At 69.9% G+C, this 25,195-nt stretch carries 22 protein-coding genes and 1 riboswitch; of the genes, 10 read left to right on the forward strand and 12 right to left on the reverse strand.

Annotated elements, in window-relative coordinates; all coding sequences use genetic code 11:
• Window positions 1–67: 67 nt before the first annotated feature.
• From ON26_RS12160 to ON26_RS12180, 5 genes are all read right to left on the reverse strand, one after another.
• Complete coding sequence (locus ON26_RS12160) at window positions 68–1,651, reverse strand: threonine/serine exporter family protein (protein WP_083884030.1); 1,584 nt, start codon at window positions 1,649–1,651, stop codon at window positions 68–70.
• A 37-nt stretch (window positions 1,652–1,688) separates the two neighbouring features.
• On the reverse strand, window positions 1,689–2,237 hold the full coding sequence (locus ON26_RS12165; protein ID WP_051026974.1) for a TetR/AcrR family transcriptional regulator: 549 nt from the start codon (window positions 2,235–2,237) through the stop codon (window positions 1,689–1,691).
• Between the two features lie 111 nt (window positions 2,238–2,348).
• Window positions 2,349–3,992 carry an ABC transporter permease gene (locus ON26_RS12170; protein WP_040796173.1) on the reverse strand — a complete coding sequence of 548 codons (1,644 nt, stop codon included), beginning with the start codon at window positions 3,990–3,992 and terminating at the stop codon, window positions 2,349–2,351.
• Window positions 3,989–4,909, reverse strand: a complete 921-nt coding sequence (locus tag ON26_RS12175) for an ABC transporter ATP-binding protein (protein ID WP_040796174.1) — start codon at window positions 4,907–4,909, stop codon at window positions 3,989–3,991. Before ON26_RS12175 ends, ON26_RS12170 begins: the two co-directional genes overlap by 4 nt.
• Window positions 4,909–5,562 carry a TetR/AcrR family transcriptional regulator gene (locus ON26_RS12180; RefSeq protein ID WP_040796175.1) on the reverse strand — a complete coding sequence of 218 codons (654 nt, stop codon included), beginning with the start codon at window positions 5,560–5,562 and terminating at the stop codon, window positions 4,909–4,911. Before ON26_RS12180 ends, ON26_RS12175 begins: the two co-directional genes overlap by 1 nt.
• A gap of 76 nt (window positions 5,563–5,638) precedes the next feature.
• On the opposite strand from ON26_RS12180, the gene ON26_RS12185 reads away from it, so the two are divergent.
• A complete protein-coding gene (locus ON26_RS12185; protein WP_040796222.1) occupies window positions 5,639–7,570 on the forward strand; it encodes an acyl-CoA dehydrogenase family protein in 1,932 nt (643 codons plus the stop codon).
• Here ON26_RS12185 and ON26_RS12190 read toward each other — a convergent pair.
• From ON26_RS12190 to ON26_RS12205, 4 genes are all read right to left on the reverse strand, one after another.
• Complete coding sequence (locus tag ON26_RS12190; protein ID WP_051026975.1) at window positions 7,558–8,223, reverse strand: phosphatase PAP2 family protein; 666 nt, start codon at window positions 8,221–8,223, stop codon at window positions 7,558–7,560. The two genes, ON26_RS12185 and ON26_RS12190, sit on opposite strands and share 13 nt — an antisense overlap.
• 23 nt (window positions 8,224–8,246) lie before the next feature.
• Complete coding sequence (locus ON26_RS12195; RefSeq protein WP_040796176.1) at window positions 8,247–9,134, reverse strand: nuclease-related domain-containing protein; 888 nt, start codon at window positions 9,132–9,134, stop codon at window positions 8,247–8,249.
• 99 nt (window positions 9,135–9,233) lie between these two features.
• Window positions 9,234–10,625 carry a DUF2252 domain-containing protein gene (locus ON26_RS12200; RefSeq protein ID WP_040796177.1) on the reverse strand — a complete coding sequence of 464 codons (1,392 nt, stop codon included), beginning with the start codon at window positions 10,623–10,625 and terminating at the stop codon, window positions 9,234–9,236.
• Between the two features lie 126 nt (window positions 10,626–10,751).
• Window positions 10,752–12,449 carry a GMC oxidoreductase gene (locus ON26_RS12205; protein ID WP_040796178.1) on the reverse strand — a complete coding sequence of 566 codons (1,698 nt, stop codon included), beginning with the start codon at window positions 12,447–12,449 and terminating at the stop codon, window positions 10,752–10,754.
• A 145-nt stretch (window positions 12,450–12,594) separates the two neighbouring features.
• Between ON26_RS12205 and ON26_RS12210 the strand changes: the two genes are divergently transcribed.
• The 7 genes from ON26_RS12210 to gcvP all read left to right on the forward strand — a co-directional run bounded on the left by ON26_RS12210 (window position 12,595) and on the right by gcvP (window position 19,704).
• Window positions 12,595–13,188, forward strand: a complete 594-nt coding sequence (locus ON26_RS12210; protein WP_040796179.1) for a CDP-alcohol phosphatidyltransferase family protein — start codon at window positions 12,595–12,597, stop codon at window positions 13,186–13,188.
• Between the two features lie 42 nt (window positions 13,189–13,230).
• Window positions 13,231–13,629, forward strand: coding sequence for a glycine cleavage system protein GcvH (gene gcvH, locus ON26_RS12215; protein ID WP_040796180.1), 399 nt, complete (start codon window positions 13,231–13,233; stop codon window positions 13,627–13,629).
• A 164-nt stretch (window positions 13,630–13,793) separates the two neighbouring features.
• Entirely contained in the window at window positions 13,794–14,276 is a 483-nt protein-coding gene (gene garA, locus ON26_RS12220) for a glycogen accumulation regulator GarA (protein WP_040796181.1), read from the forward strand.
• Window positions 14,277–14,398: 122 nt separating this feature from the next.
• Complete coding sequence (gene ftsR, locus ON26_RS12225) at window positions 14,399–15,166, forward strand: transcriptional regulator FtsR (protein ID WP_085998994.1); 768 nt, start codon at window positions 14,399–14,401, stop codon at window positions 15,164–15,166.
• A 137-nt stretch (window positions 15,167–15,303) separates the two neighbouring features.
• Window positions 15,304–15,777, forward strand: a complete 474-nt coding sequence (locus ON26_RS12230; RefSeq protein ID WP_040796183.1) for a bifunctional nuclease family protein — start codon at window positions 15,304–15,306, stop codon at window positions 15,775–15,777.
• 167 nt (window positions 15,778–15,944) lie between these two features.
• Window positions 15,945–16,538, forward strand: a complete 594-nt coding sequence (locus ON26_RS12235; protein ID WP_040796184.1) for a MerR family transcriptional regulator — start codon at window positions 15,945–15,947, stop codon at window positions 16,536–16,538.
• A 98-nt stretch (window positions 16,539–16,636) separates the two neighbouring features.
• A riboswitch (glycine riboswitch) is annotated at window positions 16,637–16,733 on the forward strand.
• A gap of 166 nt (window positions 16,734–16,899) precedes the next feature.
• Window positions 16,900–19,704, forward strand: coding sequence for an aminomethyl-transferring glycine dehydrogenase (gcvP, locus tag ON26_RS12240; RefSeq protein ID WP_040796185.1), 2,805 nt, complete (start codon window positions 16,900–16,902; stop codon window positions 19,702–19,704).
• Here the strand turns inward: gcvP and ON26_RS12245 are convergent.
• A complete protein-coding gene (locus tag ON26_RS12245) occupies window positions 19,692–20,315 on the reverse strand; it encodes a TetR/AcrR family transcriptional regulator (protein ID WP_040796186.1) in 624 nt (207 codons plus the stop codon). The two genes, gcvP and ON26_RS12245, sit on opposite strands and share 13 nt — an antisense overlap.
• Window positions 20,316–20,402: 87 nt before the next feature.
• On the opposite strand from ON26_RS12245, the gene ON26_RS12250 reads away from it, so the two are divergent.
• Window positions 20,403–21,896, forward strand: coding sequence for an ABC-F family ATP-binding cassette domain-containing protein (locus tag ON26_RS12250; protein WP_245545822.1), 1,494 nt, complete (start codon window positions 20,403–20,405; stop codon window positions 21,894–21,896).
• Window positions 21,889–22,740, forward strand: a complete 852-nt coding sequence (locus ON26_RS12255) for a Vgb family protein (RefSeq protein WP_040796187.1) — start codon at window positions 21,889–21,891, stop codon at window positions 22,738–22,740. The genes ON26_RS12250 and ON26_RS12255 overlap by 8 nt, the downstream gene beginning before the upstream one ends.
• Before the next feature lie 226 nt (window positions 22,741–22,966).
• Here the strand turns inward: ON26_RS12255 and ON26_RS12260 are convergent, their stop codons facing one another.
• Entirely contained in the window at window positions 22,967–24,574 is a 1,608-nt protein-coding gene (locus ON26_RS12260; protein WP_051026976.1) for a vWA domain-containing protein, read from the reverse strand.
• Between the two features lie 345 nt (window positions 24,575–24,919).
• Window positions 24,920–25,192, reverse strand: a complete 273-nt coding sequence (locus ON26_RS12265) for a WhiB family transcriptional regulator (RefSeq protein ID WP_051026977.1) — start codon at window positions 25,190–25,192, stop codon at window positions 24,920–24,922.
• Window positions 25,193–25,195: the final 3 nt, after the last annotated feature.

Below are 25,195 nucleotides of genomic sequence, written 5' to 3' on the forward strand. Positions count from 1 at the left end.
TTCCTGCTATCGATCACGTTGCGACCCGGCCGATTCCGTGCGGCGGGCGCGCATATGAGATACCGGACTATCCGGACACGGTGGGCGGCTTCCGTTCCGGCCCGTGCAGGCGTCGCTTCCGCATCAACACCGGTTTGCGCAGGACGACCGTCGGTTTGCGCAGCACCACGACCGGTTTGCGCAACGATCCGAACCGGCTGCGGATGCGCGGCCTGCGCAGTGTGCGGTCGAACCATTCGCCGAGGGTCACGCCCGCGGCCAGTGCGCAACCGACGCCGAAGGCGGCGAACAGGTGGTCGAAGCCCAGTGTCAGTTCGTCGTTGAGCAACGCCGACAGGCCGCGATAGACCTTCAGGCCGGGCAACAGCGGGGTGATGCCGGCGACCGCGACGACCAGCGGCGGGGTCATCGCGCGCCGCGCCATCAGACCACCGGCCAGGCCGACCAGCGTCGCCGCGACGCCGGAGGAGATGATCGGCCCGAAGCCGAGATGCTGCACGAACAGAAAGCAGATGGTGCCCGCCGCGCCACCGAGCGCGGCGGCTGTCAGCGCCCGCCGCTCGGCGTAACAGGCCAGCGCGAATGCCGCCGCGGCGGCCGCGCCCGCGATGATCTTCACCGGAAGATCGGTGATATCGCGACCGGAACTCAGGTCGATCGCGGGAACGGTCGCACCGACGGTGACGCCCAGCCGCAGCGCGAGCGCGATACCGGCGATGATGCCGCCGGTCATCATCATCAGCTCCAGCATGCGGGCGGAGGCGGTGATCGGCGCACCGGTGATCGCGTCCTGGACCGAGCCGACCAGCGCGAGTCCGCTGAGCAGCACCGTGATGCCCGCCGCCACGATGAGGGTGGCGTCGACGCTCAGCCCGAGCGGGTCGGCGAAAGTGGCCAGCACGATGGCCGGGGTGGCGGCGATGAAGCCGCCGGCGACGTGCTGGAAGAAGAACGGCAGGCCGTATTGGTTGAGGGTGCGGTTGGTCCGGTCGATCGCGCCGGTGGTGATGAAACTGAGCACCGTCACCAGTACATCCGCGCCGAGCAGGGCGGCGATGGCGGCGGCCATCAGCGACCAGCCGAGCGTCGCGACCCAGCGCGGGTACGGATGCGGCGCGGCGACGATGGCGTCGAGTTCGGCGCGCGCCTCGGCGGGGGACAGGACATGATCGCGGATACGGCGGGTGAGCCGGTCGGCGGCGGCCAGCCGGGTGAAATCGTGCGAGCGATATCGCACCACCCGCATGGTGCCCGCCGGTGGCAGCCGCGGCCCGCGATCGGCCCAGACGCGGATGGAGTCGTAGGTGACGTCGACATCGCAGCGGGCCAGGCCGTAGGTGGCGGCCACGAAGCGGATCTGGGTAGCGGTATCGATCACGCCGGTGCCGGAGGCCAGCACCACCTCGCCGACCCGGACCGCCAGATCCAGCACTTCGGCCACCGCGGCTTCGTCGGTGAGATCGATCGGCTGCAGCGGCGCGGGCGGCGCGAGGATGGCGTCCGCGGTCGCGGGCCGGTCGGCGACCAGCACGCCGACCGCCTGTTCCAGCAGTTTCGGCGCCCTGCGCACTCTGCGGTGACCACCCCACGCGGAACGTGGCTCGTGGCGGACCAGGTGGTCCACTCCTTCCGGATTCTCGTCAGGCCCCATGCCCGCGAAGGTAGTCGCCGTTCGCGCGAGGGTGTCGCTACGCGGATCGGGCGCCATAGTGTTCCTCGAACTCGCGCAGCAGTCTGCGCAGTGCCCATTCCAGCGTCGCGGTGTCGCGGTCGGCGTCCAGTTCCTGGTAGCCGGCCAGCAGGTACATGGCCCAGCGCGCGCGGGCGAGCGCCTCGCGCTCGTCGTCGAATACCGCTCGCGCGGCGCGCAGGACCACCTCCGTGCGCCTGCTGTCGACCTGCTCCTGGACGGCCCGGACTTCGGGATCGACCTTGCTCCACACCCGGATGGCCGCCTCCGCGCGATGCGGCAGCGTGAGCGAGAACTGCAGCAGGGTCTCCAACTGCTCGAGCGGGTCGTCGAGATCCCGGGTCAGGCCGACCAGCCGGGTGGTGCGGTCGGCCAGCCAGTGGTCGAGCAGCTGGCTGGTGAAGTCGTGCCAGTTCTCGAAATAGTGGTAGAAGGAGCCGGTCGTCACGTTGAGCCGCTTGCACAACGGCGCCTGCTTCAGTGCGCTGTACCCCTGCGCGGAGAGCATGTCGAACGCGGCGTCGAAGTAGTCCTGCTTGGTGGCCATCGGTCTCCGTGAGTGGGTCGGTCGGGGAGGTCGGACAACCATTGTCCTCCGGTGCCCCGGCGTCGTCGGTGAGGCCGATCGGCGGCAGCCGTGCGAGCGGCCGGGGCCCGGTTATCCGGTGCGATGCAGGTCGCGGTGGCGATATCCGGCGAGTCCGAGCCCGATCAGCACCGCGGCGACCGCCGACAGCCACAGCACCGGGGTGGGGTGGAATGCGGCGCCGGGCAGCTTCGGCGGATGCACGAACGGCACCAGATCCACGGTCCACTGTGGCAGCCCGTCGAGCGAGCCGACGATGAAGAGCATGATCATGGCGCTGAGCACCCCCCAGGCCGCCGGCGCGAAGCGCGGTGCCAGCCCGAACAACGCGACCGCGACACCGGTCACCACCCAGACCGCGGGCACTTGCACCAGGGCGGCGCCGATCGCCCGCGGCAGGTTCGTCCCGAGATCACCGGCGGCCGTGCCGTAGACCACGCCGATCGCCACGCCCGCCACGGCCAGCGCCAGCGCGGGGCCGAGCAGGGCGACGCCGAGATGGCCCGCGACATAGCGCATTCGGCCGACCGCGCCGACGAGGACGGCCTCGTCTCGCCCGTTGCTCTCCTCGTCGTGCAGGCGCAGGACCGACGAGATCGAGTAGGCCGACGCGGCCGCGGCGAGCATGATCACCGCGTAGGCGATGAATCCGTGCTCCAGGCTCTCCGAGCCACCCATCCGGCGGATCATGTCGCTGATCGCACCGCTGTCGCCGAGCATCTTGCCGATGGAATTGGTCGCGGCGCCGATGAGCAGCCCGTACAGGCCGAATCCGATGGTCCAGACCAACAGTGAGCCACGCTGCAATCGCCATGCCAGACCGGTCGGGCCGGACAGCCTCGGCGCGGCCGCGGCGGGGCCCGGCCGCTGCTTCAGCAGGCCGGCTCCGGTGTCACGGCTGTCGAGCAACGCGTAGGCGATCAGCGTCGCCGCCACCGCCGTGGCGGCCAGCGGCAGCAGCACCCACCAGCGTTCCTGCGCGAAGGGGCGGATCTGCAGGCACCAGCCCAGCGGTGAGAACCAGGACAGCGTGCCGCTGCCCGCGTCACCGGCCGCGCGCAGCGCGAACGCGGTGCCCAGGAGCGCGAACGCGATGCCGCGCGTCACCCTGGCGAAGGCGCTGAGCTGCGCGCTGACCGCCGCCACCGCGCCCCAGACGATGCCCGACGCTGCCAGCGCGGCGCCGAAGGCGATGGAACCGGCGGCGGCCTGATCGCTGGCGTACAGCGACGCCGCGCAGAGAATTCCGGTGGCCACTGCGGCGCCGAAGGTCAGCAGCAGAGCGGCGGACAGGCCGGCGCGGCGGCCGATGCTGGTGGCCCCGACGAGCTCGGCCCGCCCGGATTCTTCCTCCACCCTGGTGTGCCGGATAACGGTGAGTACGGCCGCGATCGCGATCATGGTGTACATCGCGCCGGCCTTCCAGGTGCCGATCGACCCGAGCGCAGTGCCGAACACCGGTCCGTACATGGCCAGCAGCGCGGGGCTGGCGGCGGTGGTGGTGGCGAAATCGTTCAGCTGCTGCTGGCTCGTGTAGAGGTCGCGCACGCTGACGAGCTGGAACGCCGGCATCAAGCCGATGACCAGCGTCCACAGCGGCAGCACGATCCGGTCCCGGCGCAGCGCGAGGCGAAGCAGCCGACCGGTGCCGGAGAAGTCCGCGGTCCGGCCGAACAGCGCCGTGTCCACGGGCCGCTTCGCGGTGATCGTGGTCATGCCCGCACCTCCTGCGGCTCGGTCTCGGCGGCGCCGTCGATGTGATAGTGGCGCAGGAACAGCTCCTCGAGCGTCGGCGGGGCGCTGGTCAGGCTGCGCACGCCGGTGTCGCCGAGTACCCGGATCAGCTCACCGAGGTGCTCGTTGTCGACCTGGCAGCGCAGGGTCGCGCCGTCGCGTTCGATGTCGCCCAGGCCGGGGATGCGGCTCAGATCGCCCGGGTCGCCGAGGAGTTCGGCGGTGATGGAAGTGCGCGACAGGTGCCGCAGCTGCGACAGCGAGCCGCTCTCCACCGTTCGGCCGGCCCGGATGATGGTGACCCGGTCGCACAGCGACTCCACCTCCGAGAGGATGTGACTGGACAGCAGCACGGTCGTGCCGCGCTCGGTGGCCTCCCGTACGCATTCGCGGAACTGCTTCTCCATCAACGGGTCCAGGCCGGAGGTGGGCTCGTCCAGCAGGAGCAGCCGGACGTCGGAAGACAGCGCCGAGATCAGCGCCACCTTCTGCCGGTTGCCCTTGGAGTACGCCCGCGCCTTCTTGCGCGGGTCCAGGTCGAAGCGCTCGATGAGTTCCGCGCGGCGCGCCTGATCGAGGCCACCGCGCATACGGCCGAGCAGATCGATCGTCTCACCACCGGTGAGGGACGGCCACAAGGTGACATCGCCTGGCACATAAGCCAATTCGCGATGCAGCTCGACGGCATCGGTCCACGGGTCGCGGCCGAGCAGGCTCGCCTGTCCGGAGGTGGCCCGTAGGATGCCGAGCAGGATGCGGATGGTGGTGGACTTGCCCGCGCCGTTCGGGCCGAGGAAGCCGTGGATCTCGCCTTCGGCGACCTCCAGGTTCAATCCATCCAGCGCGATCGCGTGGCCGAAGCTTTTACGCAGATCCCGGATGACGATGACTTCGGACATCAATGCTCCTCGAGAACTCGGTCCAAAAGTGTGGGGTCGGTGAGCATCCCCTGGGTGTAGAGCTCTACGGCCGGGGGAGTGAGCTCGTCGCTGATGCGGCGGATGGCGGCGCGGAAGTCGATCGGCTCGCCGGCGCGCTGATGCAGGCGAACCCACAGCAGCGTGGCGCCGGTGCTGGTCAGCACCAGGTACCTGGCGCGAGCGCGCGGATCGCGGCTCGGCTTGAGCACGCCGGCCTCGACGCCCTGACGGATGTAGTCCTCGGCGTCGGAGATCATGTGCTCGAGCAGCGATTCCGCCATGGGGCCGCCCGCTTCCAGGCTGCGGATCATGTAGGCCAGCAGTGGTCCGTAGGCCTCGACCTCGGCCAGGGCGGAGAGCATGCCCGCTCCGGTGTCCGGGGCGAGCAGCGACTTCAGCTTCTCGTCGTGGATGAGTTGGAGCACCCGTTCGTCGCACGCGGAACGCAGGCCGTCCTTGGAGCCGAAGTGGTGGTTGACCAACCCGGGGGAGACTCCCGCCGCGGCCGCGATGGCACGCACGCCGACGGCGAATCCGCGATCGCCGAAGAGCTCTATCGCGGCATCACGGATGCGCGCCGCCGTGGTCAGTTCATTGGCGGGGCCGTGGGATACCGGCTGCTGTTTGAACATTCGTTCAGAATACTAAACGCGCGTTCAAGCGTCTACCGGAGTTTGACAACCCCGCTTGGCGGTTATGGTCGGAAACATGGGAACCGGTAGCTCGACAACGGCAGAGAACCTTCGCGCGGCACTGGACGGCCCGTGGCGCGAGATCCGGGAGAAGGCCCGGGTGGAACTCGCCGACGGGCGCTTCTTCGGTGATCCGGCGCTGGATTACAAGGCCGCTCGCGCTCGCGTGCTCGAGCAGATGGGTGAGCTGGCCGCGCTGGACTACGCCAAGCGCGGATTCGGCCTCGAGGCGGGCGGACTGGCCGACCCGGGCGGCGCGGTCACCGCACTGGAGATGGTCGCCTACGCCGACCTGTCGTTGTGGGTCAAGTGCGGTGTGCAGTGGGGCCTGTTCGGCGGCGCGGTGGAGAACCTCGGCACCGAACGGCACCGCGAGTATCTGAAGCGGCTCATCTCACTGGAATTGCCGGGATGCTTCGCGATGACCGAATCCGGCCACGGCAGCGATGTCGCCAGCTTGGAGACCACCGCCACCTACGATCCGGCCACCGAGGAGTTCGTGATCCACTCGCCGACGCCCTCGGCGCGCAAGGATTACATCGGCGGCGCGGCCGAGCACGCCCGGATGGCGGCGGTCTTCGCCCAGCTCATCACCCAGGGCGAAAGCAAGGGCGTGCACTGCTTCCTGGTGCCGATCCGCGACGAGCAGGGCGCCGATCTGCCCGGCGTGACGACCAGCGACGACGGCCTCAAGGGCGGTCTGCTCGGCGTCGACAACGGCCGCATCGTCTTCGACCACGTGCGGGTGCCGCGCGAGGCGCTGCTGAACCGCTACGCCGATGTCGCCCCCGACGGCACCTACGAATCGCCGATCGAGAACCCGAGCAGGCGTTTCTTCACCACCCTCGGCACGCTCGTGCGCGGTCGCATCAGCGTCGGCGGCGCGGCGGCGGCGGGCGCGCGAGTGGCTTTGAGCATCGCCGTGCGCTACGCCCTGCAGCGCCGTCAGTTCTCCGACCCCGACTCCGGGGAGGAGACCGTGCTCATGGACTACCGGATGCATCAGCGCAGGCTGCTGCCGCTGGTCGCCAAGTCCTACGCTTTCGCCTTCGCCCAGAACGATCTGGTCCGGCGCATGCACCTGGTGCAGAGCGGCCAGGATCTCGATCCCGGCGCGCAGCGGGCGCTGGAGAAGCGGGCCGCCGGCTTGAAGGTCGCCCAGACCAGGCACGCCACCCGTGCCATCCAGGAATGCCGCGAAGCCTGTGGCGGCGCCGGATATCTCACCGAGAACCGGCTGGTGACCCTCAAGGCCGATACCGACGTCTTCACCACTTTCGAGGGCGACAACGTCGTGCTCACGCAACTGGTCGCCAAGGAACTGCTGACCGCCTATGCCGACGAGGTGCGCGATCTCGACACCATGGGCTGGGTGCGTTTCGCGGCCACGATGGCCGGTGACGTGGTGCGCAAGCGCTCCGGCGTGCGCCAGCTCATCCAGACGCTGCGCGACCGCGGCGGCGAATCGGTGGACGAGGCCGACATCTCCCGCCGCGACGTGCAGCTGGCCCTGTTCGCCGACCGCGAGGACTACCTGGTGCGTACCGCCGCGCACCGGTTGCGCGCCCGTGCCGAGGAGACCGGCCCGTTCGAGGCGTTCAACAACGCCCAGGACCACATCCTGGCGGCCGGTAGCGCGCACATCGACCGGCTGGTGCTGGAGGCCTTCATCGAGGGCATCGGTGATATCGAGGATCCCGAAGCCAGGAAGCTGGCCGAGGACATGTGCGATCTGTTCGTCTACACCCTGCTCGAGGAGAACTCGGCCTGGTTCATCATGCACCGCTTCATGTCGGTGGAGCGGGCCAAGGCCGTGCGACGCGGGGTGAACGAACTCGTCGACCGGCTGCGTCCGCACGCGCTGACCCTCGTCGAGGGGATGGGCGTGCCGGAGGAGATGCTCAACGCCGCGCTGCTGCACGACGCGAGCGTGTATCAGCGCTCCTGATGCTCGCCGCCGGGACGTTCGACCGGAGCGTCCCGGCGTGTTCTGTGGCCATCGGACGGGTGGGAGGCGGCGAGTTCCACCGCGGTGCAGCACACGACGGTGATGCTCAGCCCCGCCGCGGCGCCGCCGGCCACATCGGTCAGATGGTGGTAACCCATGCCGACCTGGCCTGCCGCCGCCGCGATCACCGCGACGCCCGCGACGGCGCCGATCACCCACCCGGCCCGCCTGGAATCGCAGAGCAGTACGAAGGCACAGGCGACGGCGACCATGTGCACCGTGTGCCCGCTCGGATAGGCGAGATAGTCCTCGAGCGGACGGTCGAACAGCGGCTTGAGCGCCCATGTGTTCAGCGCCAGCGCCAGTTCGGGCACCACCGCCATCGTGACCATCGCGAGCCATCGACGCTGCCACGCGAACCAGCCGACCGCCAGGAGCAGCGCGGCGAGCACCACGGGGGCATCGCTCGGCGCGACGAGAAGGCGATCGAGCGCGGACGGTGGCCCGGCGGCCACCGCGTCGGCGAACGCCCTGTCCAGTGCGGTCGGGCCGCCGCCGGGCGGAAATGTCAACGGCAGCAGGCAGACCGTGAGCGCGCCCGCCGTCGCCGCGGCCGCGCGGACGGCGGGCGCGCCCACCCTCTTCCCGAGCATTCCGCCGACGATACGGGGCGGATTCAGCTCAGGATGTAGGTGGACAGCAGCGACAGCACGAACCACACCGTCCACACCGCCACGATCAGCATGCCGATGGCCAGCGTGGTGCGCATCCACGCCCGGCCCATGTCGATATCGCCGGACTCGCCCGGATACAGCTTCCACGGGCTGTACCAGGGCGCGCGCACCAATCGCGGGCGGGCGTCGCGCTCGAGCTGGGCCTGCTCCTCCGCGTAGGCCTCCGCCTGTGCCTGATTAGGGCCGCCGTGCCACAGCCCGATGTCGATGGGGCCGAGGAAGCCCTCGTTGAGCAGTTCCTGCGGCGCGGGCAGGTAGGGCAGCAGGCCGAGACCGCGGAAGGCGACCGCCACGTCGTTGGCCGTCCACAGGTGCTTCTCGCTCTGCGCGAGCGTGCCGAAATAGTGGCGCAGCCGATCCGGATCGTTGCCGAGGATGGCGTCGAAGCTCGGATCGCTCCACGCCTGGCGGATCTCGATCGTGGTGCCGCGCGGCGGAATGATCAGCGACACCCCGTGCACGGCCCGTTGTCCGAGACCGCGCGCCGCCAGCCAGTCCTGCAGGGCGTGGGTGTGCTCGCGGGAGCGTTCCAGCGGCGTGCGCTTGTCCCGGCCGATCGCCACGGGTGCGCCGTCGATCGTCCAGGAGCCGTTGAGCGGGACGTCGAGCAGGCCGCCGCTGTCGGTGTCGGGCACATCGGCTTCGATCACCACACAGCTGGTCGGGGTCCACACCACCGCGTCGAACTGGTGCAGCTGATCGCGGTGGAACAGGCTGCAATTGATGGTCGCGACACCGTGCGGGCTGCCCGGGTCCTTCCAGGTCCGCAGCCAGTCGATCAGCGCCCGTTCGGCATCGGTGCCCGCCGGATTCTGTACTCGCACAAGCATTCGCGACCGCCCTTCACGTCGTCACCCCACCAGGGGACAGGATACGGGCGATGGGCGCGCCCCGGTGCCGGGCGCGTCGAGACCGGGTGTGTCGGCTGTTCACTCCGCGAGTTCGGCCCTGATGCGGCCCGCCGCGACCGCCCGCGTCAGCTCGGCGTGATCGGCCTCGGTCAGGTCGGCGTAGCGCACCGCGAACGCGGTCACCGATTCCTCGAAGCGCTCGTCGCCGTCGAGATAGCCCGACAGCAGGCGCGGATCCAGCGACCGCGCGTGTGCCCTGGCCAGCAGCGCGCCGGCGAGCCTGCCGTAGTCGTCGAGCAGGTCGGCCCCCAGCCCCGCCGGATCGATGCTGCCCTTGAGATTGCGGAACTGGCGCACGATGAACGGCAGCTCCCCGCCGTGCAGGCGAAGCGTGGTCCAGCCGAGCAGGATGTCGCTCTCGGCTTGAACCAGCCTGGCGCCGCGCACGATTCGCTCGCCCTCGTGCGCCACCGGCGCAGCGGGCAGGTACGGGGCGAGCGCCGAGGGGATGGACTGCTTGAGTTGCAGCACCAGCACCTCGCCGTCGTTGCCGTGCATCAGCGCCACATAGCTGTGCAGGCCCACACTGCCGGTGCCGACGACGCGGAAGGCCACATCCGAGACGGCGAATCGGGCCAGCAGATTGCGCCGGGAATCGGGCAGGGTGTGCGCGTAGCGCTCGAGTCCGTCGGTCACCTCCTCGGCGACGACATCGTCCACCGGGGTGAGCACCGGCGGATCGCTGACGAAACGGTGCTTGCGCACACCGGTCTCGTGATCGTCGATGTGCTCACCCCACTTGGCGACGACCTTGGCGCTGGTGTTCTTGCGCGCTTTCTTGGCGGCCTTCTCGAAGGCGTCGACGAGATCGTCGGCCTTGGCGTGCGCGAGGATCGATTGATCGGGCAGCGCGCTCCACGACCGCATGAACGGCTGCTCGGCCAGCGCGTCGATCGCCAGCCGGTAGGAGCGCGCGGCATCGCACGCGGCCCGCGCGCAGCCCGGCTCGCCGACCCCGGATTCCCGGCCCGCCAGCACCAGGCTCGCCGCCAGGCGCTCGACGTCCCACTCCCACGGCCCGGCGATGGTTTCGTCGAAATCGTTGACGTCCATGACGATTTCGCCACGCGAGGTGCCGTACAGGCCGAAATTGGCGGCGTGCGCGTCGCCGCACAGCTGCGCGTGCAGGCCGCTGACCGGACCGTCGGCGAGATCGGCGGCCATCAGCCCGGCCGTGCCGCGATAGAAGGTGAACGGCCCGCTGACCATCCTGCCCACGCGCAGCGGCACCAGATGCGCGAGCCGGCCCGCGTGCGCGGCGGTGACGAACTCGAGCACGTCGGGGCGGTGCTCGCCGCGGGCCTTCCGGTCGCGTGCGGTCACCGGCACCCGCTCGCGCAGCGCCTTGCCGCGGGCGCGCACCTGCTCGGCGGGCACATAGGAGCGCAGGTCCAAACGATCTTCCGGCACAAGAGATCACGGTAACCCTCCGGCTGCCCGCCGCGCTCGCCGTGGGTGTGATCTTCCTTCGAACCGTGAGCCCCGAACGGGCCGCCGGTCCGAGGCGGCCGGACCGATGCGATGTCCGAACCGGGGTCAGGGAGCCGTCGGCACCGCCGGATCGATAGGGGTGATCGGCAGCCGCAGCGCGCCGGGCGCGGCATCGGGCACGGTCGGGCGCACCGGCCGGACCGGCTGGATCCGCCGGTACCGCCCGCCCAGTTCCGGGCGGGGATCGGCTTCGCCCTTGTTCGGCCAGAAGGCCATCGCCCGCTCGGCCTGGGCGGTGATGGTCAGTGAGGGGTTCACGCCCAGGTTCGCGGTCACCGCCGAACCGTCGGCGATGTGCAGTCCGGGATGACCGAACACGCGCTGGTAGGGGTCGACCACGCCGCTCTCCGGGCCCTCGCCGATCACGCAGCCGCCGATGTAGTGCGCGGTCGCCGGGATGTCGAACACGTCCATGATCAAGCCGTGGGCATCGCCGTCGACCTTGTCGGCGAAGCGTTCGGCGACCTCGTGGGCCAGCGGGATCCAGGTCGGATTCGGCTCGCCGGTGCCCTGTTTCGTGCGTAGCGCGCCGCGCTTGCGGAAGGAGGTCAGCGAGTTGTCCAGCGACTGCATCACCAGCAGGATCACCGAGCGCTCCGAGCCCCGGTAGATCCAGCAGCTGCGCAGGAAGTGGATCGGGTGCGCCACGGTGGCCAGCAGGAACCGCAGGAACCGGAAGGCGCCGCCGTCGATCATCGGGACCGCCATGGTGGCCAGCGCGTTCTGCCCGGCGCCGTAGTGACAGACCTCGACGTGGGTGTTCGGCTCGGGGTGGATGGAGGAGGTGATGGCCACGCCCTGGGCGAAGTCGTAGCGGCTGCGGCTGGCGACGTTGAGGATCGCCTCGGAATTGCTGCGGGTCAGCTCGCCGAGCCGGGGCGAGAGGTTGGGCAGCACGCCCTCGTCGCGCATCTTGTGCAGCAGCTTCTGGGTGCCGAGCGCCGCGCCCGCGAACACCACCTGCGCGGCGGTGAAGATCTTGGGCTCCTTGCGGATCCAGCGTCCGGAGCGGACCGTGTCGATCGCGTAGCCGCCGCCGTCCAGCGGGCGCACCGACGTCGCGGTGGTCAGCGCGTGCACCTGCGCGCCCGCCTGCTCGGCGAGGTAGAGGTAGTTGGTGGGGGTGGTGTTCTTGGCGTTGTGCGGGCAGCCGGTCAGGCAGCGCGAACAGTGGATGCAGCCGTTGCGGCGCGGTCCCGCGCCGCCGAAATAGGGGTCGTCGACCTCGACGCCCTCGGCCTCGTCGTTGAAGAACACCCCGACCTGGGTCGCGTGGAAGGTGTCCCCGACGCCCATGTCGTCGGCGACCTGCTTGATGATGTCGTCGGCCGGGGTCATCCGCGGATTGGTGACCACGCCGAGCATGCGCTGCGCCTGGTCGTAGTACGGGGCCAGTTCGCTGCGCCAGTCGGTGATGTGGGCCCACTGCTTGTCGGTGTAGAAGGCGGGCAGCGGCTCGTAGAGCGTGTTGCCGTAGATGAGCGATCCGCCGCCGACCCCCGCGCCGGAGAAGACCGCGCACTTGCCCAGGATGCTGATGGCCTGCGGACCCGTCATGCCGAGTTTGGGCGCCCAGATGGACTTGCGCAGATTCCAGTTGGTCTTCGGCAGGTTCTCCGCCGTCCAGCGCCTGCCCGCCTCGAGCACCCCGACCCGATAGCCCTTCTCGGTCAGCCGCAGCGCGCTGACGCTGCCGCCGAACCCGGAGCCGATCACCACCACGTCGTAGTCGAACTCGGCCATTGTTTCCTCTCGATCACCTACGGTTCGATGAGATGCTTTCACATTCATTCTTTCACCGCGGTCGTTGTGGTGAAAAGCAAACGGCGAGCTCCGCCACGGCGTGCCCGGATGGCGAGTCCCGGCGCCGGTGCGGTAAGCACAGCGGGTGACCACGAACGCCGCCGACCGCATCCTCACCGTCCCCAATGTGCTGAGCGTGCTGCGCCTGGTCGGAGTACCGGTGTTCCTGTGGTTGATGCTGGTCGAACATGCCGACGGCTGGGCCTTCGCGCTGCTGATCGCCAGCGGCCTCACCGACTTCCTGGACGGCAAGCTCGCCAGGCTGCTCGATCAGGGTTCCCGGCTCGGCGCGATCCTCGATCCGTTCGTCGACCGGCTGTTCCTGGTGACCACCCTGGCGGCCTTCGTGGTGCGCGGACTGCTGCCCTGGTGGGTGGCCGTGCTGCTGATCGGGCGTGATGTCGTGTTGGCGCTGCTGCTGCCGATCTACCGCCGTCGCGATCTCGACCCGCCCGAGGTGATCTACCTCGGCAAAGCCGCCACTTTCGCGTTGATGTCGGCGCTGCCGTGGCTGCTGGCGGGGGAGATGGATTGGCCGCTGGACGGATTCGGCGCGGCCTTCGGTGCGGCGTTGTTGATCTGGGGCACCGTGGCCTATCTGTGGACCGGCCTGTTGTACGCGGGCAAGGCGGTCGCGGTGGCGCGTGCGATACCGGCTGTGCGGCACCGTCACCCATAGCGGATAAGGTTGCGTGCAACGTTCACGACGAAAGGACGCCACGTGGCACTGACCCCCGAGGATCTGCGCTACACCGAGGAACACGAGTGGGTACGCCGGATCGGCCCTACCCGGGTGCGAGTCGGCATCACCGACTACGCGCAGTCCCAGCTCGGCGATGTCGTGTTCGTTCAACTGCCGGACGTGCCACGCACGGCCGATGCGGGGGAGAGCGTCGCAGAGGTGGAGTCGACCAAGAGCGTTTCCGACATCTACGCGCCTCTCGCCGCGAAAATCGTTGTGGTGAACGAGGAATTGTCCGCCGCGCCGGAGACGCTGAACGCCGATCCGTACGGTGCCGGGTGGCTGTTCGAGGCCGAGGTCGAGGACGCTTCCGCACTCGACATCACACTCGGTGAACTGCTGGATGCGGCAGGTTATCAAGGAGTTATCGGGGGCTGAATCGGCCTTCCCGGTTCCCCCTGCACGGGCAGCCCCCGGCAGGGTACGGTCAAAGCCAACGGATGAGTCGGCGCATTCGCGCGGGCATTCTGCCGACACGGACTCGTGTCGACCAAAGCATCACCTGCTTGCATGGATAATCAGGTTCGAGGAGGAGAGAAACGGTGAGCGAGAACAAAGACCCGGGGTACCAGGAGACCGCGGCCGAGACGACGTCGGTCTTCCGCGCGGATTTCCTGAACGAGGTCGACGCGTCGCGCTCCGAGCAGACCGGCGAACCGCCGGTCCAGGGGGTCGAGGGCCTACCGGCGGGAGCCGCTCTCCTTGTCGTCAAGCGCGGGCCGAACGCCGGGTCGAGGTTTCTGCTGGATCAGCCCACCACCTCGGCGGGTCGCCATCCCGACAGCGACATCTTCCTCGACGATGTCACCGTCAGCCGGCGGCACGCGGAGTTCCGTCAGGACGACGACACCTTCCAGGTGGTCGATGTGGGCAGCCTGAACGGCACCTACGTCAACCGGGAACCGGTGGACTCCTCCGAACTGCAGAACGGTGACGAGGTACAGATCGGCAAGTTCCGCTTGGTATTCCTGACCGGGCCGCGCGCGCAGGCGAACGAGTCCTCGGCAGGCGCGGGAAGCCTGTGACACCGCCTCGGGCGGCAGTGTCGGGCGGTGTCGGTCTCAGGAGCGGTGTCGCCCGGAACAGGCTGGGGGACGGGAAGGGCTAGGCGACGGTGAGTGGTGCGGCGCAGTGGGCACGCGGAGGGATGTCGATCGGTTCCGTGCTCGACCTGCTGCGCCCGGACTTCCCCGACGTCACCATTTCCAAGATCCGGTTCCTCGAATCCGAGGGATTGATCCGCCCCGAGCGTACGCCGTCGGGATACCGGCGGTTCTCGGTGGCCGACTGTGAGCGTCTGCGGTTCATCCTGACCGCGCAGCGCGACCAGTACCTGCCGCTGAAGGTGATCAAGGAACAGCTCGAGGCGATCGACAGCGGGGCGGCGACGCTCGGTGTCCGGGAAGCGCGCGCCCGCTCGCATCCCGGTCGGCCGGGCGCCCCGGAATCGGAGCGTTCCGCGGGCGCCGCCGGACGCACCACCGCCCGTCCGCTCAATGTGGTGGGTGAGTCGGTGAGCCCGGAGGAATTGCGCTTCGATCACGAAATCCGGCTCACCCGAAGCGATCTGCTCGCTCGAGCCGGCGTCGACGAGAAGTTTCTCAACGATCTCGTCCGGGCGAATCTGGTCGTTCCCGGCCCGGCCGGTTTCTTCGGCGCCGACGACGTGCCGCTGGTACGGACCGCCCGCGCGATGGCCGAATTCGGACTCGAAGCGCGCCATCTGCGGGCCTTCAAGCTGGCCGCCGACCGGGAAGCGGCATTGCTGGCCCAGATCGCCGCGCCGATCGCCAAGAGCCGGGACGCGGGCGCGCGGGCGCGCGCCGAGGAGACCGTGCGCGAGCTCGCGGCCTTGTCGCTGAGCTTGCACACGCACCTGGTGAAAGCCGCGGTCCGCAACGCGCTCGGCAACTGAGCCCCGCGGCCGGCCCCGTTTCGACCACAGGTCGCCCCGGTCGATCGCGGCACCTCCGCGAATTCGCCTAGACTCGTATTCACGGCGAGCTCTGCGGCGGTCGGGCCGGGCGGTCGGCGATTATGGGAGGCAGTGGCATGAGTGAAATGCGTGTGATCGGCATCCGCGTCGAGCAGCCACAGAACCAGCCGGTGCTGTTGCTCCGGGAGGTGTCCGGGGAGAGGTACCTGCCCATATGGATCGGGCAGGCCGAGGCCGCGGCCATCGTGCTCGAACAGGAGCGGGTGACTCCGGTGCGCCCGCTGACCCACGATCTGATCAAGATCATGATCACCGAACTCGGGCACACGCTCAAAGAGGTGCGGATCGTGGATCTGAAACAGGGCACCTTCTACGCCGACCTGGTGTTCGAGAACGATCTGCGGATCTCGGCGCGCCCCTCGGATTCGATTGCCATCGCGCTGCGCGTGGGTTGCCCGATCTATGCCGAGGAGCCGGTACTCGAGGAAGCGGGTCTGGTCATGCCCGACGAGCGCGAGGACGAGGTCGAGAAGTTCAAGGAGTTCCTCGAGTCGGTGTCGCCGGACGATTTCAAAGCCACCGACAGCTGATTATCTCTACACCTGAAGTACAGCCTGAGACTTTTACTGCGCGTGTCGTTTGGTCGGACGACACCCGTGCCCGGACAATCGACGGGAGTAATCTCGATAGTCGGGCCGTGCTCGTCGGCGATGTGTCTTCGCGGCGAGCATCGGTCGCTAACGGAGTCGGGTCATCCATGGGGCCAGGCGTCGGCGGAGCAAGGGAGTGGTCAATGGCAGAGCAATCGCGGGATGTGGTACAGCCAGGCCTGTTCCCCAATGACGCGGTGCCGGACGATCTGGTCGGCTACCGGGTTCCCAGCGCGTGTCAGGTCGCCGGCATCACCTACCGTCAGCTCGATTACTGGGCCAGAACCGGTCTGGTCGTGCCCTCGATCCGCAGCGCGGCCGGTTCGGGAAGTCAGCGGCTCTATTCGTTCAAGGACATTCTGGTCCTGAAGATCGTCAAGCGACTGCTCGACGCCGGGATCTCGCTGCAGAACATTCGCATCGCGGTGGATCATCTGCGTAGTCGCGGTGTCGAGGATCTGGCCGGTATCACCCTGTTCTCCGACGGAACTTCGGTCTACGAATGCACCTCGCCCGAGGAGGTCGTCGATTTACTGCAGGGCGGCCAGGGCGTGTTCGGAATCGCGGTCAGCGGCGCGATGCGGGAACTGACCGGCGTCATCGCGAATTTCCCGGCCGAACGCGCCGCGGCGATCACCGAGCGCCCCGAGGACGAATTGTCCTACCGTCGCAAAGCGCGGATGAATCGCGCCACCGGATAGGCGTACATCGGCGTTCGCCGGCGGTTCGCCGGAGTGACGAGCGCGACACTGCCGCCGACGCCTGGATTCGCAGAGCCCCGGCCTAGACTGGGTGGGCGTCGCGTCGTGCGGGAGAGTCCCGGTTTGCTGGAACCGGGCGCCGAAGGAGCAACACCTCCCCGTCAACCTCTCAGGCACCAGGACCGTACGACCTTCGACGCCTCTGGAAAGCGGTGATCCGCGCGCACGCGCGGTAGCGCCCGCCCACGGGGAAAGGGACTCGGCTCCGCACCGGGTTCCCGAATCTCTCAGGCACCAGCGACAGAGGGGGAGGGCAGGAAACTGTCGACCTGGTCGACCCCGCCCGCCTGGAGTTGCCGCCGTGACCCGATCATCCTTCGCCGACCGTCATATCGGTCCCGATGCCGACGAGCTGACCAGAATTCTCGAGGTCGTCGGCGTCGGCTCGCTCGACGCGCTGGCCACGGCCGCGCTGCCCGCGAGCATCCTCGACGAGGCCGGCGGCCCGCTGGCCGCCCTGCCGCCGGCCGTGAGCGAACACGAGGCGCTGGCCCAGCTCTCGGCGCTGGCCGCCTCGAACACCGTCGCGACGTCGATGATCGGCCTGGGCTATTACGACACCCTGACCCCGCCGGTGCTGGTGCGCAATCTCATCGAGAACCCGGCCTGGTACACCGCGTACACGCCCTATCAGCCGGAGATCAGCCAGGGCAGGCTCGAGGCGCTGCTCAATTTCCAGACCATGGTCTCGGATCTGACCGGCATGCAGGTCGCCAACGCGTCGATGCTGGACGAGGCCACCGCGGCCGCCGAAGCCATGACGCTGCTGCGTCGCGCCGGGAAGTCCCGCTCGGCCCGGCTGGTGATCGACGTCGATCTGTTCCCGCAGACCCGCACCGTGCTGTGCACCCGCGCGGAACCGCTCGGCATCGAGATCGTCGAGGCCGATCTGGCGTCGCAGGGGCTGCCGGAGGGTGAATTCTTCGGGGTCGTCGTGCAGACACCGGGCGCTTCCGGGCGGCTGGTCGACTGGTCGTCGCTGATCGAGGCCGCGCACGAGCGCGGCGCGCTGGTCGCCGCGGGGGCCGATCTGCTGGCGATGACACTGGTGACTCCGCCCGGCGAGCAGGGCGCGGACGCGTGTTTCGGCACCACCCAGCGCTTCGGTGTGCCGATGGGCTTCGGCGGTCCGCATGCCGGCTATCTCGCGGTGCGCACCGCGCACGCGCGTCAGTTGCCCGGCCGGCTCGTCGGGGTGTCGAAGGACGCCGACGGCAATGCCGCCTACCGGCTCGCGTTGCAGACCCGGGAACAGCACATCCGCCGGGAGAAGGCCACCTCGAACATCTGCACCGCCCAGGTGCTGCTGGCGATTCTGGCCGCGATGTACGCGAGCTACCACGGCGCCGACGGGCTGCGCGCGATCGCGCGGCGGGTGCACGCGCAGGCCGAACGCCTCGCCGGGGCCCTGGGTGACGCGCTGGTGCACGACCGCTTCTTCGACACCGTGCTGGCCCGGGTCCCCGGTCATGCCGAGGCCGTGGTCGCCAAGGCCGCCGCGTGCGGGATCAACCTGCGCCTGGTCGACGCCGACCACGTGGCGGTGGCCTGCGACGAGGCCACCACCGACGCCCACATCGAGTCCGTGCTCGATGCCTTCGGCGTCGCGGCGGCCGAACCGGCGGCCGTGCGCATCGAGGACCGCGCCTCGGACTACCTGACCCACCCGGCGTTCACCCGCTACCGCACCGAGACCGCGATGCTGCGCTACCTGCGCGGGCTGTCGGACAAGGACATCGCCTTGGACCGCAGCATGATTCCGCTGGGCTCGTGCACCATGAAGCTCAACGCCACCGCGGAGATGGAGCCGATCACCTGGCCAGGTTTCAGCAAGCTGCATCCCTACGCCCCGGTGGCGGACGTGCCGGGCATGCTGAAGCTGATCGAGGATCTGGAGACCTGGCTGGCCGAGATCACCGGCTACGACGCGGTGAGCCTGCAGCCCAACGCGGGCAGCCAGGGCGAGTACGCGGGGCTGCTGGCGATCCGCCGCTACCACCTCGATCGCGGCGACACCCATCGCGACACCTGCCTGATCCCCTCCAGCGCGCACGGCACCAATGCCGCCTCCGCGGCCATGGCGGGTCTGCGGGTGGAGATGGTGAAGTGCCGGGACAACGGTGATGTCGACCTCGACGACCTGCGCGCCAAGATCGCCGATCACGCCGAGCGGTTGGCCTGCATCATGATCACCTACCCCTCCACGCACGGCGTCTACGAGCACGAGATCGCCGATCTGTGCGCGCTGGTGCACGACGCGGGCGGCCAGGTCTACGTCGACGGCGCGAACCTCAACGCACTGGTCGGCCTGGCCCGGCCGGGGCGCTTCGGCGGCGACGTCAGCCACCTCAACCTGCACAAGACGTTCTGCATCCCGCACGGCGGCGGCGGCCCCGGTGTCGGCCCGGTCGCGGTGCGCTCGCACCTGGCCGAGTATCTGCCGGGCGATCCGCTGGAGCCGGGCTCGCACGCGGTCGCGGCGGCCCGCTACGGCTCGGCCTCGATCCTGCCCATCACCTGGGCGTACATCCGCATGATGGGCGCCGACGGCCTGCGCCGGGCGACGCTGTCGGCGATCGCCTCGGCCAATTACCTGGCCCGCCGCCTCGACGAGTACTTCCCGGTGCTCTACACCGGCGAGAACGGCATGGTGGCCCACGAGTGCATCCTCGACCTGCGCGAGATCACCAAGCGCACCGGCGTCACCGTCGACGATGTGGCAAAGCGTCTGGCGGACTACGGTTTCCACGCGCCGACCATGAGCTTCCCGGTCGCCGGCACCCTGATGGTGGAGCCGACCGAGAGCGAGGACCTGGCCGAGCTCGACGAGTTCGTCGAGGCGATGATCGCCATCCGCGCCGAGATCGACCAGGTGGGCTCGGGTGTGTGGCCGGTGGCGGACAATCCGCTGCGCGGCGCCCCGCATACCGCCGAGTGCCTGGTCGGGGAGTGGGACCACCCGTACTCGCGTGAGATCGCCGTCTACCCGCGCGGTCTCGGGCACAGCCGGGCCAAGGTGTGGCCGTCGGTGCGGCGCATCGACGGTGCGTTCGGCGACCGCAATCTGGTCTGCTCCTGCCCGCCGCTGGCGGCCTACACGGAGTGATCCGCTGCCGCGCCGGGCTCCCGATCGAGGAGTCCGGCGCGGGCCGCCGCGGCCGCGATGTCGGCGATGCGGCGGGTGAACGACTCGTCCACCGGCTCGTGGGTGATGAGCAGCCGGTGGAAAACCGGGGCGACCGCATACCGGATCACCGCCGCGGCGTCGACCTCGGGGGAGATCTCGCCGCGGGCCACCGCGCGTTCGACCAGCACCGCGCACTGGCGATGCCGGGCGCGGTAGAACTCGCGCAGCGCGTCGGCGGCCTCCGCGCTCTGCAGTGCCGCGGCGACGAAGGCGGTCGACACCGGTCCCGCGTCCGGATCGGCGAATCCGGTGTGCACCAGCGTGGTCAGCGCGCGTAGGTCCGTGTCGAGACCACCGGTGTCGGGTAGCGGCCAGGGTTCGTCGGCGGCCAAGGCGAGCGCGTCGGCGACCAGCCCCGCGGCATTGCGCCAGCGGCGGTAGACGGTGGTCTTGTGGACACCGGAGCGCTGCGCGACATTGTCCACGGTCAGGCCCGGAAATCCGTGGGCCACCAGTTCCTCCAGCGTCGCCTGGCGCACGGCGTCGCGCACTCTGGCGCTGCGCCCGCCGGGTCTCTTCGCGGGTTCCAAAAACAACTCCTGTTGCGTTAGTCGAGTGCGTGGACTATCTTAATGCTACGCATATAGCGATTGGAGTTCGGTCTGACCACTCGACGTGTGACCACGCAAGCGAATCCGGCGACGCAGCTGACGTTGCGCGGGATCGAGAAGTCCTACGGCCCCCGGCTCGTGCTCGACAAGGTGTCGCTCTCGGTCGCTCCCGGCGAGCGGGTGGGCATCGTCGGCGAGAACGGCTCGGGGAAGTCCACCCTGTTGCGGATCACGGCCGGGATCGAGTCGCCCGACGCGGGCGTCGTGGTCTGTCACGCGCCCGGCGGTGTCGGCATCGTCGAACAGACACTCGACGCTGAAACCGTAGGCGGGGCAATAGATTCCGCGCTGGCGGAGGTCCGGGAACTCGAGCGGGCCATGCAGCGGGCCGCCGAGGCGCAGGACATGGAGGCCTACGGCGAACTGCTCACCGCCTTCGAGGCGCGCGACGGCTACCGAGCCGATTTGCGGGTCGAGCAGTCCATGCACGGGCTCGGTCTCGGGCAGGTGGGCCGGGAGCGGGAGGTGGCGACGCTGTCCGGTGGCGAAGGGACCCGCCTGGCGCTGGCCTGCCTGCTCGCCGCCTCGCCGGAGATCCTGTTGCTCGACGAGCCGACCAACCATCTCGACGACGCCGCGCTGACCTGGCTCGAGGAGCGCTTGCGCGCCCATCGCGGCACGGTCGTCGTGGTCTCGCACGACCGGGTCTTCCTCGATCGCGTGGCCACGGCGGTGGTCCGGGTGGAGGAGGGTGCGGTGACCCGCTTCGGCGGCGGCTACTCGCAGATGCTCGCCGCGGAAGCCGCCGCGCGCAGGCGCTGGGAGGAGGACTACGCGCGCTGGTGCGTCGAGATCGAGCGGCTGCGCGAGTTCTCCCGCGAGACCGCCCACCGGGTCGCCGTGGGCCGCGGGCCGCGGGACAACAACAAGATGGCCTACGACAGGCACGCCGGGCGGGTGCAGAGTTCGGTGTCCTCGCGGGTGCGGCAGGCAGCCGAGAAGGTACGCAGGCTCGAGGCCGATCCGGTGCCGCGGCCGCCGGAGCCGTTGCGGTTCCGCGCCGGATTCCATGCCGCGCGCCCGGCCCGCTTCGATCTCGGCGTCCTGGCGCTGGGACCGGGGGAGCGCCTGCTCATCTACGGGCCGAACGGCACGGGGAAGTCCAGGCTGCTCGACCGGATGTACGCCACGGTGTCCGGGCGCGTCGGCTACCTGCGCCAGGAGGAGCGATTCGATCCGCGGCAGAGCGTGGTGCAGGCCTACGGCGGTTCCCGCTCGGCGCTGCCGGCGACCGGCTTGTTCCGCGCCGATGCCCTGGATCAGCCGGTCGGCGCGCTGTCGGAAGGGCAGCGGCGGCGGCTGTCGCTGGCCCGGCTGCTCGCGGGCGAGCACGATCTGTTGCTACTCGACGAGCCGACCAACCACCTGTCCCTGCGGCTGGTGGAGGAACTGGAGCAGGCGCTGGCCGAGTACCGGGGCGCGCTGGTGGTGGTGACCCACGATCGCGGGCTGCGGCGCCGGTTCCGGGGCGTGCACATGGAGGTGGGCGAGTTTGCCTGAGATCGTCGAAGTCGTCGAGATCGACGGTGATCCCTACGGCGTCGCCGTGGACGGGGCGGGTGCGGTGTGGTGCACGCTGCCCGGGCGCGGGGCGATCGGGCGGTGGGACGGCGCCGAGGTCGTGACGTTCGCGCTGGAACCGGCCGACGGGTCGCCGACCGTTCTCGTCGCGGACGGAAACCGATTGTGGTTCAGCGAGTTCCGCGGGGACCGGATCGGCAGGATCGCCTCGGACGGCGCGGTCGAATTCCTGCCCGCCGCCTCGCCGTACGGTCTGTGCCGCGCGCCGGACGGTGCGCTGTGGTTCACCGAGATGAACGCGGACGCCGTGGTGCGCCGGGGCTCGGACGGATCCGTCGACCGGTATGCCGTCGAGGGCATGCCGTCGATGATCGCCGCCGGCCCCGACGGCGCCGTCTGGTTCACGCTCAATCGAGCGAACGCGATCGGCCGGATCACCGCGAGCGGGGTGCTGACCGTCCGGCCGTTGGCCACCGAGGCGGCAGCGCCGGTCGGGATCACCGCCGGTGCGGAGGGCGCGTGGTTCGCCGAGATCGGCGCGGGGCAGCTCGGCCACATCGATGCGCGCGGCACGGTCACCGAATTTCCGTTGCCGGATCGCGCGGCCCGGCCGCACGCCGTGGTCATCGGTCCCGACGGGGCGCTGTGGTTCACCGAATGGGCGACCTCGCGGCTCGGGCGGATGACCGTGGACGGCGGGTTCACCGCTCTGACGCTGCCCGGCGCGGAGCCGCACGGTCTCACCGCCGCGCCCGACGGTTCGATCTGGGTGGCGATGGAGTCGGGCGCACTCGTCCGGGTGCGCCCGGATACCGCCGGATAGTCACCGGACTCGGGGCGGTCGTCGGCGCCCAGGGCGTCACCTCCGCCGTGCACACGGCCGACTGATCGTGACGAGTGCCTGATCGGCGGACGCCCGACCGCCACACCGACCGGGCGAACTCGACGACAGCGCGACGCGGTGATGGTGACGTACACGCTCGCCGGGCTCCGCCCCGATCGACGCTGCCTCGGGTGGTGCCAACCTCCGAGCCCGGGCTCGGTGAGGGCTAGGTGGTCGTCAGGGCCTGCACGACGGCGGTGCCGAAGCCGAGATCGTCGGAGGTGGCCGCCCTGGTGTAGGTGCCGCCGGTGCGGTCCGCGGCCGACTTCAGGGACTCGGAGCCGTCGCCGCCGATCACGATCACATCGATGCGGACCGGGCGCTGGGGATCCGCGGCCTCGCTCAGCGCCGACAGCAGCGCGGCACCGGTGAGCGAGGAGTCGTCGTCGGGGCCGTCGGTGATCAGCAGGATCGAATTGGTGCGTCCGGCTTCGTAGTTCCTGATGGCCGCGCGGTAGGCGGCCAGCAGCGACGGATATGCCTGGTCGGCGGCGGTGGAGGTGGCCTCGACGGCGCCGAGTGCCCGGTCGACGGCGGCGCGCTGGGTGTCGGTGAGCGTGGCTGTGGCGGCCTGTACCTCGTAGGGCGTGCTGCCGTCGAGGTTCTTGCCGAAGGTCCAGACGCCGAAGCCGAAGTCGGGCGGCATGACATTGAGGGTCGAGCGCAGCGCGCCGAGGGTGTTGGTCAGGCGCGTGGTGGCGCCCTCGGCGGTCGACATGGAAGAGGAGACGTCGAGCAGGACAGTCGCGTGCACGCCGAGGACGGGGTTGTCCAGGGTGGCACGAATCTTCTCGAGCGCCGCGCGGTTCGCGCCCGCGCCGGTGGGCGCGGGTGTCGCGGTGAAGCCCGCGGAACTGAAGAACTGGGCCTGCTGGGGGTGGCGCAGATAGTCGACGAACAGGCCCGCGGCCAGGTTCGCGGTCTGATCGACCCACGGTCCCGACATGAGCGCGGCCGGGTGATCGGCGTACACGGTGGTGCCCACCGGGCGATACGCGACCAGTCCCGGTTGCCCGGCGATCTGCTGTTCGGTGGCCGCCACCGCATGGACGGCCGACCCGGCTCCACCTGCCGCGGCCAATGCCGAGGTCGTATCGGTGGATTGCGGGGCGCCGACACCCAGACCCGACACCGCGGCGACCGCCTGGCCGGAGGCCGCGCCCGGCTCGGTCAACGGCTCCTCCCCGGACACCGCCGCCGCGACCGACATGGCGACCGCGAGACCCGCGTCCCCGGGGGGCAGGGCCAGCGAGAGCCCACCCCAGCCGGACAGGCCCAGCTCGTCCAGCGAACCCTGTTGGAAGCGAGCCAGGTCCGCCCACGCGACCTGCGACTGCGTCAGCGCGGCGTGCAGCTGCTCCGGCACGCCGAGTGCGATCGGGGTAGCGGCGATGGGGGAGGGCTCGCCCTCGACCAGACCGGGCACCCGCATGTACTCCACCGACCGCGAGGAATCCGGGATCCACAGCACCGGCTGCGGGCCGAGCGCGCTCGCATCCCAGGCCCCGCCCGCGCGGAACGCCTCGGCGATCATCGCGGACGGTCGCGCGAGGACCGAGACCCGCACGCAGTGATCGCGCACGATCGGTTCGGTGGCGTTGTATTTCTCGGCGACAGCGCGCACCGGCCCCTCGACATCGGGATCGACCGTCACATCGACTACCGCTTCGCCTTCCACGCACTCGGCCGCCGCCGCGCTGTCGCGGTCGGCCGCCCGGTCCTGGAACTGGAACCACGCGAAGACCGCCGCGACGAACAGCAGCAGGGCTACCACGGCGAGAACCGGACCTTTGCTGATACCTCGGGAGCGGTTTTCGCTGCGATGTGTACCCACGGCGGCTAAGTGTATGGTGACCCGCCATGTGACGGGCGTCGAGGGAGGCGCTGCCGCTCGGACGGGAAGATCGCCAGGTCGAGGGGGTCTTCTCGGTGGTGGCGGCACGTGTGTGCGGCGCCACGGAGGCCGGTCCGTCCGGCGGTGGGGAGGCGGTTCGGCAGGGCGGTGCGGAGGTGGGTCCGCCGGGCGGCGACGGTCGGTCGCACGCCCGGCGGCGGTGGCGACAGCGGTCGATCGGGCATCGGCGGATGCCGCCCGTCGGCCCTCGTCGGCCGGCGTGGGTCAGTCGCGCACCAGGGTTCCACGGTCGAACTCCGACCCGCCCCATACTCCGGACTGCCCGGTCTCGGCCGCGAACTCCCCGCAGGCGGTCCGGATGGGGCAGGCCGCGCAGATGGCGCGGGCGTAGTCGAAGTCTTCGGACGGGAACGGGAACCAGGCGTCGTGGTTCGGGTCGCCCCGGCAGGCGGCGCGATGCCAGTCGCGCGCGTCGGACAGCGGCAGCAGGTCGGCGAGGACCCGCTGGGCCGCGGTGGGCAGGGTTCGGACGTTCATGAT

Origin of the sequence: Nocardia higoensis NBRC 100133, assembly GCF_000308595.1 — a bacterium.
GTDB lineage: Bacteria > Actinomycetota > Actinomycetes > Mycobacteriales > Mycobacteriaceae > Nocardia > Nocardia higoensis.

Excerpts from the sequence above, each read along its gene's own strand:
- ON26_RS12160 (WP_083884030.1), bottom strand. The coding sequence starts at position 1,651 with ATGGGGCCTGACGAGAATCCGGAAGGAGTGGACCACCTGGTCCGCCAC.
- ON26_RS12165 (WP_051026974.1), bottom strand. The coding sequence starts at position 2,237 with ATGGCCACCAAGCAGGACTACTTCGACGCCGCGTTCGACATGCTCTCC.
- ON26_RS12170 (WP_040796173.1), bottom strand. The coding sequence starts at position 3,992 with ATGACCACGATCACCGCGAAGCGGCCCGTGGACACGGCGCTGTTCGGC.
- ON26_RS12175 (WP_040796174.1), bottom strand. The coding sequence starts at position 4,909 with ATGTCCGAAGTCATCGTCATCCGGGATCTGCGTAAAAGCTTCGGCCAC.
- ON26_RS12180 (WP_040796175.1), bottom strand. The coding sequence starts at position 5,562 with ATGTTCAAACAGCAGCCGGTATCCCACGGCCCCGCCAATGAACTGACC.
- ON26_RS12185 (WP_040796222.1), top strand. The coding sequence starts at position 5,639 with ATGGGAACCGGTAGCTCGACAACGGCAGAGAACCTTCGCGCGGCACTG.
- ON26_RS12190 (WP_051026975.1), bottom strand. The coding sequence starts at position 8,223 with ATGCTCGGGAAGAGGGTGGGCGCGCCCGCCGTCCGCGCGGCCGCGGCG.
- ON26_RS12195 (WP_040796176.1), bottom strand. The coding sequence starts at position 9,134 with ATGCTTGTGCGAGTACAGAATCCGGCGGGCACCGATGCCGAACGGGCG.
- ON26_RS12205 (WP_040796178.1), bottom strand. The coding sequence starts at position 12,449 with ATGGCCGAGTTCGACTACGACGTGGTGGTGATCGGCTCCGGGTTCGGC.
- ftsR (WP_085998994.1), top strand. The coding sequence starts at position 14,399 with ATGTCGATCGGTTCCGTGCTCGACCTGCTGCGCCCGGACTTCCCCGAC.
- ON26_RS12230 (WP_040796183.1), top strand. The coding sequence starts at position 15,304 with ATGAGTGAAATGCGTGTGATCGGCATCCGCGTCGAGCAGCCACAGAAC.
- ON26_RS12235 (WP_040796184.1), top strand. The coding sequence starts at position 15,945 with ATGGGGCCAGGCGTCGGCGGAGCAAGGGAGTGGTCAATGGCAGAGCAA.
- ON26_RS12265 (WP_051026977.1), bottom strand. The coding sequence starts at position 25,192 with ATGAACGTCCGAACCCTGCCCACCGCGGCCCAGCGGGTCCTCGCCGAC.